13 protein-coding genes are annotated in these 15,763 nt (G+C 47.3%); 5 read left to right on the top strand and 8 right to left on the bottom strand.

All coding sequences use genetic code 11. The features are described from left to right. Positions 1–3: 3 nt before the first annotated feature. Positions 4–1,110 carry a TolB family protein gene (locus tag D9Y29_RS25910; protein WP_127133160.1) on the bottom strand — a complete coding sequence of 369 codons (1,107 nt, stop codon included), beginning with the start codon at positions 1,108–1,110 and terminating at the stop codon, positions 4–6. Positions 1,111–1,264: 154 nt separating this feature from the next. On the opposite strand from D9Y29_RS25910, the gene D9Y29_RS25905 reads away from it, so the two are divergent. From D9Y29_RS25905 to D9Y29_RS25890, 4 genes are all read left to right on the top strand, one after another. Then, the gene (locus D9Y29_RS25905; protein WP_164735557.1) at positions 1,265–2,263 is read left to right on the top strand and encodes a tetratricopeptide repeat protein; all 999 of its coding nucleotides are present in this window, start codon (positions 1,265–1,267) and stop codon (positions 2,261–2,263) included. A gap of 10 nt (positions 2,264–2,273) precedes the next feature. Then, complete coding sequence (gene rpe / locus D9Y29_RS25900) at positions 2,274–2,924, top strand: ribulose-phosphate 3-epimerase (protein ID WP_127133158.1); 651 nt, start codon at positions 2,274–2,276, stop codon at positions 2,922–2,924. A gap of 45 nt (positions 2,925–2,969) precedes the next feature. Then, positions 2,970–5,453, top strand: a complete 2,484-nt coding sequence (locus D9Y29_RS25895; protein ID WP_241238052.1) for a TonB-dependent receptor — start codon at positions 2,970–2,972, stop codon at positions 5,451–5,453. A gap of 1,688 nt (positions 5,454–7,141) precedes the next feature. Beyond that, positions 7,142–7,867, top strand: a complete 726-nt coding sequence (locus D9Y29_RS25890) for a pyridoxine 5'-phosphate synthase (RefSeq protein ID WP_127133157.1) — start codon at positions 7,142–7,144, stop codon at positions 7,865–7,867. A gap of 134 nt (positions 7,868–8,001) precedes the next feature. Here the strand turns inward: D9Y29_RS25890 and D9Y29_RS25885 are convergent, their stop codons facing one another. The 3 genes from D9Y29_RS25885 to D9Y29_RS25875 all read right to left on the bottom strand — a co-directional run bounded on the left by D9Y29_RS25885 (position 8,002) and on the right by D9Y29_RS25875 (position 11,595). Next, positions 8,002–9,339 (bottom strand): OmpA family protein, encoded by a 1,338-nt coding sequence (locus D9Y29_RS25885; RefSeq protein WP_127133156.1) that lies wholly within the window; start codon positions 9,337–9,339, stop codon positions 8,002–8,004. 131 nt (positions 9,340–9,470) lie between these two features. After that, the gene (locus tag D9Y29_RS25880) at positions 9,471–9,893 is read right to left on the bottom strand and encodes a septal ring lytic transglycosylase RlpA family protein (RefSeq protein ID WP_127133155.1); all 423 of its coding nucleotides are present in this window, start codon (positions 9,891–9,893) and stop codon (positions 9,471–9,473) included. A gap of 13 nt (positions 9,894–9,906) precedes the next feature. Beyond that, on the bottom strand, positions 9,907–11,595 hold the full coding sequence (locus tag D9Y29_RS25875) for a L,D-transpeptidase family protein (protein WP_127133154.1): 1,689 nt from the start codon (positions 11,593–11,595) through the stop codon (positions 9,907–9,909). Positions 11,596–11,669: 74 nt separating this feature from the next. Between D9Y29_RS25875 and D9Y29_RS26840 the strand changes: the two genes are divergently transcribed. After that, positions 11,670–12,170 (top strand): M15 family metallopeptidase, encoded by a 501-nt coding sequence (locus tag D9Y29_RS26840; RefSeq protein ID WP_338143013.1) that lies wholly within the window; start codon positions 11,670–11,672, stop codon positions 12,168–12,170. Here D9Y29_RS26840 and D9Y29_RS25865 read toward each other — a convergent pair. The 4 genes from D9Y29_RS25865 to aroB are packed head-to-tail and all read right to left on the bottom strand — an operon-like array spanning position 12,148 to position 15,762. Further along, entirely contained in the window at positions 12,148–12,447 is a 300-nt protein-coding gene (locus tag D9Y29_RS25865) for a DUF952 domain-containing protein (protein ID WP_127133153.1), read from the bottom strand. The two genes, D9Y29_RS26840 and D9Y29_RS25865, sit on opposite strands and share 23 nt — an antisense overlap. A gap of 4 nt (positions 12,448–12,451) precedes the next feature. Continuing rightward, complete coding sequence (locus tag D9Y29_RS25860) at positions 12,452–13,450, bottom strand: chorismate synthase (protein WP_127133152.1); 999 nt, start codon at positions 13,448–13,450, stop codon at positions 12,452–12,454. A gap of 15 nt (positions 13,451–13,465) precedes the next feature. After that, positions 13,466–14,740, bottom strand: a complete 1,275-nt coding sequence (gene aroA / locus D9Y29_RS25855; protein ID WP_127133151.1) for a 3-phosphoshikimate 1-carboxyvinyltransferase — start codon at positions 14,738–14,740, stop codon at positions 13,466–13,468. Then, positions 14,737–15,762, bottom strand: a complete 1,026-nt coding sequence (aroB, locus tag D9Y29_RS25850; protein ID WP_127133150.1) for a 3-dehydroquinate synthase — start codon at positions 15,760–15,762, stop codon at positions 14,737–14,739. The genes aroA and aroB overlap by 4 nt, the downstream gene beginning before the upstream one ends. Position 15,763: the final 1 nt, after the last annotated feature.

Below are 15,763 nucleotides of genomic sequence, written 5' to 3'. Positions count from 1 at the left end.
CGATCAATCTTCCCAGTCAGCAATGAAAATATTGGTATCCCTGGTGCCTCCATTATTACGGTTACTGCAGAAAACGATCTGCCTCCCGGAATAACTGAACATGGGGAATGCGTCGAAACCTTTGTCCCTGCTCACTTTCTGCAGGTTACTTCCGTCGCCGTTCATCGTATACATATTGAAGGGAAATCCTCTTTTGTATTCGTGATTGGAGGCAAAAATGATGCGCTTGCTGTCAGGCATGAACGAAGGCGCCCAGTTGGCCTGTCCCAACCTGGTAACCTGCTGTACATTTTTTCCGTCTGCATCGGCAACAAATACTTCCATATTGGTGGGAGCCACCAATCCTTCCGCCAGCAGGGCTTTATATTCAGCCAGCTCTGTTTCGTTCTTTGGACGTGAGGCGCGCCAGATCAGTTTCTTTCCATCCGGGCTGAACCAGGCGCCGCCATCATACCCTGGCGTATACGTGATCCTTTTCTCTTTTCCTGTTTTCAGGTCCATCACATACAATTCAAGATCGCCATCCTTCACACTGGTGTACACCATCTTTTTTCCATCGGGGGATAAAGTGGCTTCAGCATCATATCCCGCACTATGGGTGAGTTGCTTCACGATCTTTCCATTGAGGTCCGCCATGAAAATATCATAACTGTTGTACAAAGGCCAGATGTATTTGTTACCGTATTTGGAGCGGTCGGGGACCGGCGGACATTCATCGCCTCCCAAATGCGTGGAAGCATAAATGATATGTTTGCCGTCTTTGGTGAAGAAGGCGCAGGTGGTGCGTCCCTTGCCTGTGCTGATCATTTTGTATTCGAAAGGTTTGCCGGGCTCCGGAATACGGCCCGCAAAGATCTGGTCGCAGTTCAGACCGTCTTTTGCACTGGTCCGCTGGAATACCAGCCATTTCCCATCAAAACTGAAATAAGCTTCCGCATTGTCGCCGCCGAATGTGAGCTGACGGATATTCCTGAAATGTGATTCACCCGGAAACTGAATAGTATCCCTTATTCCAGCCCATTCGGGGATCAATTGAAAAGGTTTACTGAACGCACTGAAAATGCAGGCGGAGAGAAGGATGGCCGCAGGTAACAAAAAGAACTTTCTCATGATTCACAAAGTTTAAATTGCGGGGTGTGAAGGCGGGGCAAAGGTATTTTTGTAAACCACTAATTTTGTCAGAATATTGTCATAACACACTTGCATAAAAACGGTTAGCTTTGCTGGCCTGCTGTTTGTTTGCAGGATCGATTCAATGAGCATTATGATCAACACCAGGAACAGTTTCATTTTCGGCATCTGCCTGATTGTATTGGCAGCCTGCGGAGGCTCAGACCAGTCGGCAAACAGCCTGCTGAACAAAGCGCCATACAAGGGATTGACAGATTCAATCGCCCGTTTTCCGGATGACGCGGACCTGTACAAGAAGAGAGCCGTGCTGCTTTCTCTCAATAACAAACATGAGCTGGCCACTGCCGATTACCAGCAAGCCTGGAAAATGGCGCCTGATGAAAATACAGGTCAGGAATTTGTTGCGAATCTCCTGCTCGTGAACCAGCCACTGGAAGCTGTTGCACTCCTGAAAGAATGCACCATCAAATTCCCGGAGAATCCTGAATTCAGGCGAAGACTCAGTGAAGTGCTGATCCATACCGGCAATAATTCCGCGGCACTGAAAGAATACGATGAGATAATCCGGCTCGATTCCGCCAACTTCGAAGCCTGGTATGAAAAAGGAGTGCTGTTTGCCAGAACAGGTGACACTGCGGCAGCCATCACCTCACTGCAACGCGCATACGAATTACAACCGATCTATTTCATCGGCAATACACTTGCAGACATCTATGCGGCCAGTTTGGACCCACGCACAGTTCCCTTCTGCGATACACTTATCGCCAGGGACTCTCTCAAGATCCAGGTAGAACCACATTTTATCAAAGGAAGATATTACGCTGATTCGAAACTTTATAAACAAGCCCTGGAGGAATTTGAAACCTGCATCCAACTCGACTGGAAATTCACCGATGCGCATCTCGAAAAAGGACTCGTGTATTTCGAAATGAAGGATTACAAAAAAGCATTGGAGACCTTCACCTTCACTACTACTGTTTCCAACAGCAACCCCGATGCTTGGTTCTGGATGGGACGTTGCTATGAAGCGATGGGAGATAAAGAAAATGCCATCCTCAACTACCGCAAGGCCTATGCGCTCGATAAAGGATTTTTGGAAGCCAGGGAAAGAGCCAAACAACTGAACAACTAAACAAATCATTATGCCCATTATTGCCCCCTCTTTGCTCGCCGCTGATTTTCTACATCTGCAGTCAGCATGCGATATGCTCAATAAAAGTGAAGCCGACTGGTTCCACCTTGATGTAATGGACGGCAGATTTGTTCCCAATATCAGTTATGGCCTGCCCGTGATTGAGCAGATCCGCAAAACCACCAAAAAGGTTTGCGATGTACATCTCATGATCCTCGAACCGGAAAAATATGCTGAAGCATTCAAAAATGCAGGCGCCGATATCCTCACCGTTCATCTCGAAGCCTGCGTACACCTTCACCGGAACCTCCAACAGATCAAAAGCCTGGGAATGAAAGCCGGTGTGGCCCTCAACCCGCATACACCTGTGAGCCTTTTGCAGGATGTGATACACGACATTGACCTGGTGCTGATCATGAGTGTGAACCCAGGCTTTGGTGGACAAACATTCATCCCCCATACCCTGGAAAAGCTCAAACAACTGCGCCGCATGGTGGATGAAAAGAAATTGTCTACCGTCATCGAGGTGGATGGAGGCGTAACGCTGGATAATGCGGCTTCCATCGTTCAGGCCGGCGCCACCGCACTGGTAGCGGGCAGTACCGTGTTCAACTCCTCCGACCCCATCGCTACCATCGCCCAATTGAAACAGGTTGGGTGATCGGGAAATTTCTACTAATTTCGACTGCACAAAAAAATACTGCCGGTGAGAGCTATCCTGCTAACGTTGGTTTACCTGATACTTATCCTTCCCCAGGCTGCCCTTGCCCAGAAAAAACCTGCAACACTTTCAGGGAAAGTGGTGGACGAGAACGAAAATCCACTGGCCCGGGTGTCTGTAACCATATTGGGTAAACGAAATGGCGTATCCACTTCCGATTCCGGCACATTCACTATCCAGGCGCCTTCAAACAAGGCTTTCGCACTGGTATTCTCCTTCACTGGTTACAAATCCGTTCAGCGCAATTTCCTGCTCAGTGAGAACGAAGCTGAATTTGTGGTAGTGCGCATGGAACGCGGCACCGGAATGCTGGACCCTGTAGTAGTTACTGATCAGCGGCAAAGACGGGAAGCAGGCCTCGTACTCATCAATCCAAAGAACGCCATCAATATCCCCTCTCCTGGCGGCGGCATCGAAAGCCTGATCAAAGTATTTGTAGGATCGAATAATGAACTCACTTCTCAATATTCCGTGCGCGGTGGTAATTACGACGAGAACCTCGTGTACGTAAATGATTTCGAGATCTTCCGTCCTTATCTCGTCCGCAGCGGACAGCAAGAAGGTCTCAGCTTCATCAACCCCGAGCTCGCACGCAATGTGAGCTTCTACAATGGGGGCTTCCAGGCGCGCTACGGCGACAAGATGAGCTCCGTACTCGATATCCAGTACAAGAAACCCAAAACATTCGGCGGCTCCGTGTATATCGGGTTACTGGAACAGGGCCTGCACCTGGAAGGCGCTTCGAAGAACGGCAAATTCACCTATCTCGTTGGCGTCCGCAACAGGAGCAACCGCAACTTGCTCAGCAGCCAGGAAACCAAGGGCAATTATGTTCCCTCTTCTGCCGACCTGCAGGCGCAGCTCACTTACCAGATCAATCCCCGCAATTCACTGGAACTGCTCGGAAATATCTCCCAGACCAAATTCACGCTGCTGCCGGAATACAGCCAGCTTACCAGCAGTGTGTTCTCCCCGCTTTTCAGCGCCAACCTGGGCCTCGACATCTTTTTTGAAGGAAAGGAAGAAGATCGATATCGCACCAATATGATCGGTCTCGCCTGGATCCAGCAGCCCAACAAAAACCTTCGACTCAAATGGATGGCCAGCCGTTTCGAGAATGATGAAAAAGAATCCATCGATATCATGGGCGCTTACCTCTTCGGCGATCGCTCCTTCGATAAAGGCAAGCCCGAATTCGGCATGATCACCAATCCGCTGGGCGCAGGTGTATACCAGAATTTTGCACGCAACAAACTCAATATCGCACTCTATAATTTCTCACATAAGGGAAGCTACAACCAGGGCAAACATTTTATTCAATGGGGACAAACTGTAGAACGGCAATCCATAACCGATAAACTCAATGAATGGGAATACCAGGATTCTGCCGGTTACAATATTCCCTATAATCCCAATATGTTCGAGCTCAGCAAAGTGCTGAAAGCAAAAGCTGATATCGATGTGCTGCGCCTGTCGGGCTATATCCAGGACAATATCATTTTCCAGGATTCGTCCGACTTCACCTTACAGGCCGGCATCCGTTACAATTATAATGATCTCAATAAGGAGTTCCTGCTCTCGCCCCGTATCGGATTCAGCTGGAAACCCGGCAACTGGGAACGCGATATCATTTTCCGCGGAGCAGCAGGTCTCTATCATCAACCTCCTTTTTACCGTGAGCTTCGCCGTTATGACGGCAGCATCAACAAAGACCTTAAAGCACAGAAAAGCTGGCAGATCGTGGGTGGCATGGATTACAATTTCAAATCCGGCAATCGCCCCTTCCGCTTCACCGCAGAAGCATACTACAAGAACATGTGGGATGTTGTTCCCTACGATATAGACAATGTGCGTATCCGTTACTTCGGCGAGAACCGCGCCAAAGCCTACGCCACCGGCCTGGAGCTCCGCCTCTTCGGCGAACTGGTGAAAGATGCAGAAAGTTGGGTCAGCCTCGGCTTCATGCGCACGCGCGAAGACCTCGACAAAGACACTTACTATGATTATACCCTGGACGATAACAATAATCCCACCGACAGCACCCTCAAAGAAGGAGGCTGGTTCCGCCGTCCATCCGACAGGCTGATCACTTTTGGCATGTTCCTGCAGGATTATCTCGCCACCAACAAGAATTTCAAGGTTTACCTGAACTTCCTTTATGGCAGCAACCTGCCTTACAATATTCCCAACAGCGTGAAATACCGCAATGCACTCGAGATCGATCCCTATATCCGCATAGACATTGGCTTCAGTGCCCTCCTGCTCGACAGCGAGAAGAACAACCGCCGAAGTCATAATCCTTTCCGCAACTTCGAGAATATCTGGGCCACGCTGGAAGTGTTCAATCTTATCGATCGCGACAATACCATTTCCTATATGTTGATCAAGGATTTCTCCAACACAGTTTTCGCCATGCCAAACAGGCTAACACCCCGCTTGCTAAATCTTAAATTGATTGCGCGTTTTTAGAAAATTCATCAAATTGTCACTTATCCATTATCGTTATTCAGCAGTTTCCCGCTGATGGCATCAGATTTTATAAAGGTGATACATAACCGTAATGCTCGTCCATTTTTCTTCCCAATTCCCACCCCATTCCCGTTCCGGGACTGATCCAGCCCGTGCCAATCCTATATGTAATTGATAATCAATAACTCCAAACTCTGGCATCAGTTTGGCAATTTGATAAACATCAACCGAACCGGAAAAATAACATCAAGATATTGAATAGAGGATAAGGTAAGGTTGAGGACTCTGGTTGTAGCATTTGCTGTCTCGGGTTTGTTCGATTGAGGTGAGGAAACAAACCAACGCGGGAGGTTTTTTATTGAGCTTTTGTAGAAGAGATGGAACGGTGGAACATTATTCAACTTCTTCGCTTTTGTTTCCAGGACCTCAATCGAACATACCCTCGTCAGCATCTCTCCGAATGTGCATCATTCAATGCTGATTATTCAGGCCATCACTTAATATTTAATTTTTCTATGAACACTCAAACAGTGTTCATTTTTTTTATTTCTATTTTCCCTTTCAATTAATCAAGCAATTACAAGCTACCACACTTCTTCAACCCGCTACAGTTCTTCACTTCAGTGAATCTGTCTCCTGCTCACCACAGATGTATAGAAAACACCAATTATTGAAATACGGTTAATCATTAACGTTACCACTTTATATATTTCACATTTTAGATCAGCCAGGCAATTCAAATTCAATTACTGCATTGTTCAGAGCAATTTTTGATTTATTGATTCATTAAATTAAATCATGTACAAGATCAACTCAGAATCATCAATTGAATTCAAATATGAGCTTCTTAATTTTTTGTCTGATACTTTTCCTTAATCTTCCAAAAAGAAAAACTGCCGCACTTCCAGCCCATAGAGCAAAGGGATAATGAAAAGCCGGCCTTGAAAATGTAAGCGAAGCAGCCCGGTCATATTCTCCTGTCCCATCTTTCCCCACCCTGCTCAATAAACATCCTCCTGCGCCGGTTCATTTTCCAGCCGGCGTTCATTTCCCTTTGCGACCCCATTTTCCCAGGCTTTTCCATTTCCGGGAAAAAACAAACAGCTGGCAAGATCACAATCATCTAAAAATCAATCTTATATATTTCTGGCATCTCCTTAGCATATCTCTTATCAGAATAACAAATCGAAACTTATGATCAATGAAATGCTGGTAAATCCTGATCCGTTTGCCAGATCGTTTACGCTAGAAATCAGTTGTGATCAGAATTTACACGCCATTGTCCGGTTAATTAATTCGGAAGATCGAATTATCAAGTTATTCTCCTGGTACCTGCTCAAGGGAGCGAACATCACAAACATCGATGATATTTTATTCACCAGTAGTGGTAAGTGCAGACTGGATGTGATCAATCAGCATGGTGAATTGTTACACAGTATCGATGTAACCCAATCAGATCAGGATAGTAGCAACACTCTCTGAAACCCGACCCCTAAATCCTAAACCGTAGGTCACATTTTTCATAGTTCTTCATAGGTTAATGGTTAATGGTTAAATGGTTAATGGCTCTTGATTTAAATGGCAAGCACTACATCCCCTTGCCCTAAACCGTAACAGTATTTTTGCTTGATCCCTACCCATGTCCGCTGCCTTGCATCTGAAGGCAGCTTTTTTTTATAATTTTGGGCATGGCAAAACTTAGTGTCAATATCAATAAATTCGCTACCCTGCGTAATAGTCGTGGTGGCAACAATCCCGATGTAGTGAAAGCTGCTGTGGATGCACAGTTGTTCGGCGCTGACGGCGTAACCGTTCATCCCCGCCCTGATGAGCGACATATCCGCTACCAGGATGTACGCGATATCAAGAAGATCATTACCACTGAATTCAATATTGAAGGCAATTGCCGCGAACAGAAATTCATCGATCTGGTGTTGGAAACAAAACCACACCAGGTGACGCTTGTTCCGGATGCTGAAGGACAGCTTACTTCCGATCATGGATGGGATACCATCAGGTACAAAGATTATCTGAAAGAAGTGATCCCGGTTTTCCAGCAGGCCGGCATCAGGGTTTCCATCTTTGTGGACCCTGTTGTTGAAATGGTGAATGGCGCCGCAGAAACAGGAACGGATAGAATTGAACTTTACACTGAGGGATATGCGAAATCATTCCATGCAGGAAAGGAACAGGCTGTTGCTCCATATGTGGCCGCTGCCAAACGCGCTGCTGAGCTGAAGCTCGGCATCAATGCAGGTCATGATCTGGACCTGGAAAACCTGGCATGGTTTGCGCATCAAATACCGGCGTTGGATGAAGTGAGTATTGGTCATGCATTGGTTTGTGATGCATTGTACCTGGGGTATGAGAATGCCGTGCAGTTGTATAAAAGACAATTGAGCAAGATGAAGTAGTTCGCCGGAGGCGAACAAATAGAAGTCACTCGCCAGAGGCAAGCGACTGGCCACAGGCTGACAACTGATAACAACAATAAACAAAAAACCCCGGTCAATTGCTGTGCCGGGGTTTTGCATTGTAATTATGGGTATCAGTTATAATGCAGTTTGAGTTCCACTCGTCTGTTCTTTGCACGACCGGCAGTGGTTTTGTTGTCGGCTACAGGACGATCCTGCCCAAAGCCTGCAGCGTTGATGCGATCATCGCTCACACCGCGCTTCACGAGATAATCATGAACAGCCTGCGCACGTTTTTCGCTCAGCGTAAGGTTCTTATCGGCTTTGCCGGTATTATCTGTATGACCTTCAACGTCCAGTTTGAGATTGGGATCTTCGTTCAGTAGTTTCGCCACATCATCCAGGGATTTATGGGATTTTGCCAGCAATTGATAACTGCCTGTTGCAAAGAAAATATTCTTCGCAGCCACATCGATCCTTTTCTTTATTTCTTCCTTCACTTCAGGACAACCCTGGTTGGAAACAGGTCCGGGAAGATCTGGACATTTATCTTCTTCATCATTCACGCCATCTTTATCGCGGTCTGGAACCGGGCAGCCATCGTAGCGGGCAACACCTTTCTCGTTGGGACATTTATCCACTTCATCATTGATGCCGTCCCCATCCGTATCAGGAATAGGACATCCCTGGTAACGTGCAAGACCGGCCACATCTGGACATTTATCTTCAGGATCAGGGATTCCGTCTCCATCCTTGTCAGGACAACCTTTGAACTGCGCCAGTCCGGGAATATCCGGACAGGCATCCAGGCTGTCTACGATACCATCGCCATCTGTATCTTTTGGTGGCGGTGGAGGAATGGGAACAGGAACAGGCGCGGCTGCTCTTTTCTTTTTACCGATCACACCGGCCAGGCCGATGCTGTGATAGAAATGATAATTGGCAGATTCGGTTACTGGTATACGGTACTGGGAGTTCACCACCAGGAAGGCTTCATTCAAAATGTTGAACTGAACGCCCACACCTGCTGGAATGAATGCACCGAATGTGCCTTTGTACATTGAAGCACCCAAACCCGCCTGCAAATAAGGCGATACCACGTACTTGTTGGAAAACATTTTGCCGCGTACTGAAACATCGCCTTCCAGGAGGAAATTGTCTTTTCCGAAAGTAGATCCATCCCTGCGGATATAATCCAGGAAAGAACCGGCAAGCGTAGTGGTAAAATCGAAATGCCTGTTGAGGCCTTCCATGTAATTGATAGCAAGTCCCGGACTCATGTCTTTGATCTTGCCAAACTTTTTGTCTCTCAATGCAGTTCCCAGGGAAGTGTTCCTTATATTCTGAGCCGACTTGAAGTCGTTAAAGAAAAAGTGGACGCCTAAAGTGGGGTTCTGAATATCGTCATCCTGGCCAAAAGCAATCTGAAATGAGATGAGAAAAAAGAAAAGGTGTAGTAGGATTCTCTTCATAACGAAACAGTTTTGTAATCGTATAGAACAAAAATAGCGGGGTACCTATTAAAATGAAAAATAATTTATTAACTGCGGTTAATAAGTAAAGGGCCGGTAAAGATTTGCTCACGCCTGCAACAAAACGGGCATTACGGGGTGGCTGGCTTGTTCTTGCCCAGATATTCCACTTTCACGCGCGTTAGCCCGTGACCGGTATACCCGAGTGTTTTTGCTGCAATATGACTTAGGTCAATCAGACGTTTGTTCAGGTGATGCATTCGGTCTGTGATCCTGAGGATCACGCTTCGCTTGTTCCGGATATTGGTGACGCGAACCCAGCAATTGAGAGGGAGCGTATTGCAGGCAGCGGTCATCTTCTTTTGGCTGAAAATCTCGCCATTGGCGGTTTTGCGGCCTTCAAACTTATTGTGATAGAAACTGGCTATTCCGTATTGTACTTTAGGGACCTTCTTCTTTTTGGTCATGTGAACACTGTCTTCCGCTGCTGCCTGGGCTTTTACTACAGCAGGGGTTATGAACGATAAGACAGCATAAAGGGCCCATTTTTTCATAGTCCAGGGGATTTTATTGGATGGCCTTGTCGGCAAAGTACCTTTCCTTCAGGATCTTGTCTTCTCCATAAATATCTTCATAAATTTTCAATTTTCCATCTTTTCCCTCGCAGGAAAAGTAACGGATATAGATAGGTACTCTTTTGAACCCGGATACCACATGTTTTTCTTCACGCTTGATCCAGTTCCTCAACGTATCGGGATGAAAGCGGTCTGTATCGTTCCTCACCAGGAAGTCTGCCAGCTTCATGAACTCTTTCACTCTTACACATCCATGGCTCATGGCGCGGTAACCGCGACTGAACAACCAGCGTGCATTGGTATCGTGCAGGTATACATCATGCTTGTTCGGGAAATTGAACTTCAGAACACCCAGGGAATTGTCATCGCCCTGACGCTGCTTTATCAGGTAAGGAAAATTCCCTTTGCGCAGGACGGTCCAGTCGATCAAATACGGATCAATGATGCTATCGTTGCGGTCCACCACCATCAGGTTCTCTTTACTGAGATAGTTCACATCTTTTTTGATCTTCGGCAGCATCTCTTTATAGATGATGCTGTAGGGCACTGTCCACTGGGGATAAGTGATGAAATTACTCACGGCAGAGGTCAGCAATGGCGTTCTTGTGCGCGGCTGCCCCACAATAACGCGTGACTCAAGGGCAATCGTATCTGCATCATGCACACGAAGATTATAACCGGGCAGGTTCACCAGGATATATGTCTCGGGGAAACTGTCGGTCGACATCTTATAACGGTCAAGCGTAATAGCTACTCGCTTGAATTTTTCCCAGTCGGTATAATTGAGCGCCGCTACGGTGTTCTCATTGGGGCGACCTGTGGGCTTCAATCCTTTTTTGGTTTGGTATTCTTTCAGCACTGTACGCCAGGTAGCGCTGTCTACCGGATCCGTTGCAGAAGGAAGGTAATCGTCTTCAAACAACCTTCTTTGTAATGATCTGTAAAATGCTGCACTGTCTTTCAGCGGGTAGCTATAGCTGAGTGTTGTATATCTTTTGAACGGGCCGATAGAATCGAGATAAGATTTCAGTCCCCGCTTGAGATCTGCATAACCCTGGTAAGTGGGCTCCAGCGCCTGTAAGGTGCCGGTCACATTGCGGGTTTGACGGACCTGGTCCAGCACACCGGGATAATAACCGGGGCCGAGAATGGAATCGGTACGGATATAAAGACTGTCGTCATAAAAATGTCCCTGTTTAAGATGACGGGCCACTAGCAGGAATGCATCGGTCATCATCAGTTCGGCGCGGCTCCAGAGTGCTGCATTCTTACGGGCAGAGGAATCGTGAACGATCTGGTCACGCATGCTGTTGAGTGCACGATAGTGATAATCTGAAGGGAATAATCCGTATTCTTTTGAATTGGCAATGAAATGGAAGAAGTTTTCACCGATGGCGTTCCATTGCTCCTGTGTACACCAGATGGGCTGGTGATTGCTGCGTATATAAGCTTCGTTCACCAGCTTATCGTCTGCAAGCACCACGGTATCGTTGAGCCTGCCTTTATTGTCGAGCATGTAGGACAATGCGGATTTGATGTTATCGCTTACGCGCACTTCAAATTTTTCTGGCTGCTCTACAATGTCTTTGTCCTTTGGCTTCTCTCCTCCTCCGCAGGCGGTGAGGGCCAGCAAAAAAACGAATATGCAACCAGTTACTCCAGCATTCAAGTGCTTATTCATGTAATATCCTTATTGTTCCGGTATAATTTTATTGTACCTTACTTCATGATGTAATTCATCGTCACCCAGTTGCAATGCTGTACAAAATACTATTTCACCCCAATATTCCCAAAGTCCTAGTGTTATTTCTTGCCTTACACAATGCAGCTTCGGCTCAGCAGACTATTACCAGTGCTTACGGAGTTCCGGTTGTAGTGCAGAAATCGCAGTATGAAAAGGGTGTTAAAAAAGATTCCCTACATAGGATGGTTGAACTGCGTACGGTAATTCCAGGCATTGTGTATGATCTCCGGTACGCTACCAGAAACAACTTCATGCACCGGCGAATGTATCCCAAAAATACAAATTCTACTTTTCTCCGCCTGCCGGCCGCCCTGGCGCTGCAGAAAATACAATACGAATTGAATGCCAAAGGTTACGGATTGAAAATTTTTGACGGGAAAAATACGGATTCAGGGCCTACGATACGGAGTGGTGGCATTACTACTGGCCCAATGACAGGGAATACCAGGTGCTGGATATTCCTTTCCGGCAATTGGGACCCCAATAATCCTACAGTTTTTCTACGGCAGTAACTGCTTCGATATTGATAGGGCCGTATACATGCGGATAAGTGGCAGCATTGGATGGGCTCCATTCGTAGATCAGCTGGCTTTTCAGTTTCGCAGTATCGATGCTCAGCTTCAGCAATTTCGTTTTTCCCTCGAAATAACGTTGTAGTACATCCGGGATCTGGTCTTCCTGGCTGCAATGGATAAATCCCTCCTCCTTCAGGCTGGCGGCTTCATAAAAGCCTGCCGCTTTCGCAGCGATCCATTCCGGTTCTGTTGTGATGTGAAATATTACAGGCATAGGTTTATAATACTCTTTTGATATGTTGTTCCATCAGCAAAAGATCGGCCAGCACCATGGAGGTGACGGCTTCCAGCACCACGGGCACACGAAGTGCAATGCAAAGATCATGGCGCCCCTTCACTGAAAAAGTTTCTGTCTGCTGTGTTTCCCAGTTAAGGGTCTGTTGTTCTTTGGGCGTGCTGCTGGTAGGTTTGATAGCGATACGGAATACCAACTCATTGCCATTGGTGATACCACCTACAATGCCGCCTGCATGATTGGTAGCGGTTTGTCCTTCCATGTTGAGGATGGCATCATTGTGATCACTGCCGAACATGCGCGCTGCTGCAAAGCCGGTGCCGAACTCGATCCCGCGAACAGCGGGAATAGCAAATACAGCATGACTGAGTAATGATTCTGCAGAATCGAAGAATGGCTCTCCCAATCCTGCGGGCAATCCGCTCACGCGGCATTCTACTATGCCACCGATACTGTCTTTGGCATCGATCGCTTTTTGCAGTCCTTTATCCAGGTCAGCTTCTCCTCCTATTTCCAGGATCTTCGCTTCTACATTCACGTTAGCAGTGGCTGCCAGTTTTTTAGCGATCACACCCGCAGCTACAAGGCAGACCGTAAGCCTTCCGCTGAAATGCCCGCCGCCCCTGAAGTCTTCGAAGCCTCCGAATTTCTGATGCGCTACAAGATCCGCATGGCCCGGACGCGGCACTGCACGCTGCTTTTCGTAATCACCGCTGCGCGTATTCTTATTGTCGAAGAGAATGGTCATGGGCGCCCCGGTAGACTTGTTGTTGAAGATACCGGTTTTGAAGATGGGCAGATCGTCTTCCTTGCGCGGCGTGGTGCCCTTCTGCATGCCGCCTTTCCTGCGTTCGATATCCGTTACGAAATCTTCAGCAGTGAGTGAAAGGCCGGCCGGACAACCATCGATATTCACGCCCACACTTTCTCCATGCGATTCGCCAAAGATGGTTACCCTGAATAATCTTCCAAATGCGTTCATAATATTGTCAGTTCATTATTGTAAAGATACGGTAGCGCCCAGTTGTTGCAGGTGCGCATAGAAATCGGGATAAGATTTATTGATGGCATCAGCTGATTCAATGGTTACAACCGATGATGCTTTCAATCCTGCCACGGCACAGGCCATCGCAATGCGATGATCGTGGTGCGAATAAGTGGTGGCGCCCTTCAATCCTTTGCCGCCGTGAATGATCATGAGATCATCCTGCAGATCGATCTGTACGCCCAATTTACCGAACTCTTCCTGTAATGTAAGAGCGCGGTTGCTTTCCTTATGAGTGAGCCTTTTTGCGCCTTCGATCACGGATTTGCCATCACAGTAAGCGGCTAAGGCTACCAGTGGCGGAAAGAGATCAGGGCATTCAGTGGCATTGAAATGGAATGCTTTCAATGGAGCAGGACCAATTTCAATCTTATCGGTCTGCACACTGATCTTTGCACCGCTGCTCATCAGCGCCTGCAATACCTCGCGGTCTGCCTGCGTGGAGAATACATCCAATCCCTTTACGGTGATATCTCCTGCAATGGCGCCTGCCACCAGCAGGAACGCCGCTCCGCTCCAATCCCCTTCCACCGTGTATTCCAGCTCACCGTTCTTTGGAGTGGAAGCATTAGCAGGAAAATAAAAAGATTCATAATTCCTGTTTTCCACTTTCCATCCGAAATCCTCCATCACCTTCAAAGTAAGATCGATATATGGTTTGGATTTGAGATCAGTAACGGTGAGGGCTACGTCAGCAGCACCTGCTGCTGCATAAGACATCAGCAGTCCGGTGAGGAATTGAGAACTAAGCGATCCATCCACTGTGATGGACGCCGGTTTCAACGGCCCTTTGATGATCAGGGGCAGCTTTCCTTTATTGGATTGTATTTCCACGCTTAACTGCGGTAATACCGTATCAAAAAAATCCATCGGTCTTGTTGTGAGACTGCCGGTCCCGTTGATGGCAATGGTCCTGTCTGCCAATGAAATGATGGGTGTGAACATCCTTATTCCCAATCCGCTTTCGCCGCAATTCACTTCATCCTTTACTGGCTGAACGCCATTGCTGGTTACACGTAACGTGCCATCCGCCTGCATTTCCAGCTTTGCGCCCAATGCGGTGATCACGCCGATAGCGGCCTGATCATCATTGGAATGACCAGGATTATGAATGATGGTGATACCTTTTCTCAATAAAGCGGCTGCGCATGCCCGTTGCATAGAACTTTTACTTGCAGGCGCAACGATATTTCCTTTAATGCCTGATGGTTGTACTATTGCGATCATGCCGGTAATTCCTGGATTAAAGTTTGCAATTGGTTCATCGGGATCTGTTGCACGATCCCTTTTCCGATCTTACTCAACAACACATAATTCATGCTGGCCCTTTCCTTCTTCTTATCTTTTTGCAACACTTCGAAAGCTGCATGGTGATCATATTCCGCATAGGTAGGCAACCCGTACTGGCTCAGTACACGCACTACGCGATCCGTTTCTTTGAAACCCGCAAGCGCTGCGGAAAGATGACAGGCCGCCGTCATGCCGATGGAAATAGCCTGGCCATGTGACAGTTCATACATATTCTCGATAGCATGACCAAGTGTATGTCCAAAGTTCAGCAGGCGGCGGTCGCCCTGTTCAAATTCATCTGTAATTACCACTTTCGATTTGAGCATGGCATTGCGGAGGATGAGTTTGCCCAATGCAGTTTTATCTTTTTTGTAGAAGTTCAGTTTTTTGCTTTCCAGCTCTTTGAACATGGCAAGGTCCCTGATACAGCTATGTTTGATGATCTCGGCAAAGCCGTTGATCCATTCAGCGTCCGGCAGGGTTTTCAGCAGGCTGTAATCGTAGAGCAGGAAGTCGGGTTGACGGATGGTACCTGCAAGATTTTTATAGATCCCCACGTCCACACCATTCTTGCCGCCGATACTGGCATCCACCATTGCGAGTATAGTAGAAGGAACAAAGCCGCAACGGATCCCGCGCATATAGATGGCCGCTACATAACCGGTGAGATCTGTTACAACACCACCGCCAACGCCCACCAGTGTGGTCTTGCGGTCTGCGCCGGATTCGATGAGCTGCTCTATCACACTGTCTACCGTTGCCTGCACTTTGAATGCTTCGCCTGGGTTGAGTACGATGCAGTTCCAGCCCTTGAATTTCTTTGCCTGGGCCTGAAAAATATTCTCATCGGTGATGATCACTGTATGCTCCTTCCCTGCCAGTTTTTCCAGCATAGTGAAGTCAGCATCGAAGTAGTAATCAACTTTCTTTGATGAGAACTGACATGATTTTTTTTGCATG

This window comes from Pseudoflavitalea rhizosphaerae (assembly GCF_003991355.1).
GTDB lineage: Bacteria > Bacteroidota > Bacteroidia > Chitinophagales > Chitinophagaceae > Pseudobacter > Pseudobacter rhizosphaerae.
This window is presented reverse-complemented; position numbering and strand designations above follow the sequence as displayed.

What these genes read in the sequence shown, in the direction of transcription:
- D9Y29_RS25865 (WP_127133153.1), bottom strand. Translation starts at nt 12,447, where the DNA reads ATGCCTGTAATATTTCACATCACAACAGAACCGGAATGGATCGCTGCG.
- aroB (WP_127133150.1), bottom strand. Translation starts at nt 15,762, where the DNA reads ATGCAAAAAAAATCATGTCAGTTCTCATCAAAGAAAGTTGATTACTAC.
- D9Y29_RS25905 (WP_164735557.1), top strand. Translation starts at nt 1,265, where the DNA reads ATGATCAACACCAGGAACAGTTTCATTTTCGGCATCTGCCTGATTGTA.
- D9Y29_RS25880 (WP_127133155.1), bottom strand. Translation starts at nt 9,893, where the DNA reads ATGAAAAAATGGGCCCTTTATGCTGTCTTATCGTTCATAACCCCTGCT.
- D9Y29_RS25885 (WP_127133156.1), bottom strand. Translation starts at nt 9,339, where the DNA reads ATGAAGAGAATCCTACTACACCTTTTCTTTTTTCTCATCTCATTTCAG.
- aroA (WP_127133151.1), bottom strand. Translation starts at nt 14,740, where the DNA reads ATGATCGCAATAGTACAACCATCAGGCATTAAAGGAAATATCGTTGCG.
- D9Y29_RS25910 (WP_127133160.1), bottom strand. Translation starts at nt 1,110, where the DNA reads ATGAGAAAGTTCTTTTTGTTACCTGCGGCCATCCTTCTCTCCGCCTGC.
- D9Y29_RS25890 (WP_127133157.1), top strand. Translation starts at nt 7,142, where the DNA reads ATGGCAAAACTTAGTGTCAATATCAATAAATTCGCTACCCTGCGTAAT.
- D9Y29_RS25875 (WP_127133154.1), bottom strand. Translation starts at nt 11,595, where the DNA reads ATGAATAAGCACTTGAATGCTGGAGTAACTGGTTGCATATTCGTTTTT.
- rpe (WP_127133158.1), top strand. Translation starts at nt 2,274, where the DNA reads ATGCCCATTATTGCCCCCTCTTTGCTCGCCGCTGATTTTCTACATCTG.
- D9Y29_RS26840 (WP_338143013.1), top strand. Translation starts at nt 11,670, where the DNA reads ATGCTGTACAAAATACTATTTCACCCCAATATTCCCAAAGTCCTAGTG.
- D9Y29_RS25860 (WP_127133152.1), bottom strand. Translation starts at nt 13,450, where the DNA reads ATGAACGCATTTGGAAGATTATTCAGGGTAACCATCTTTGGCGAATCG.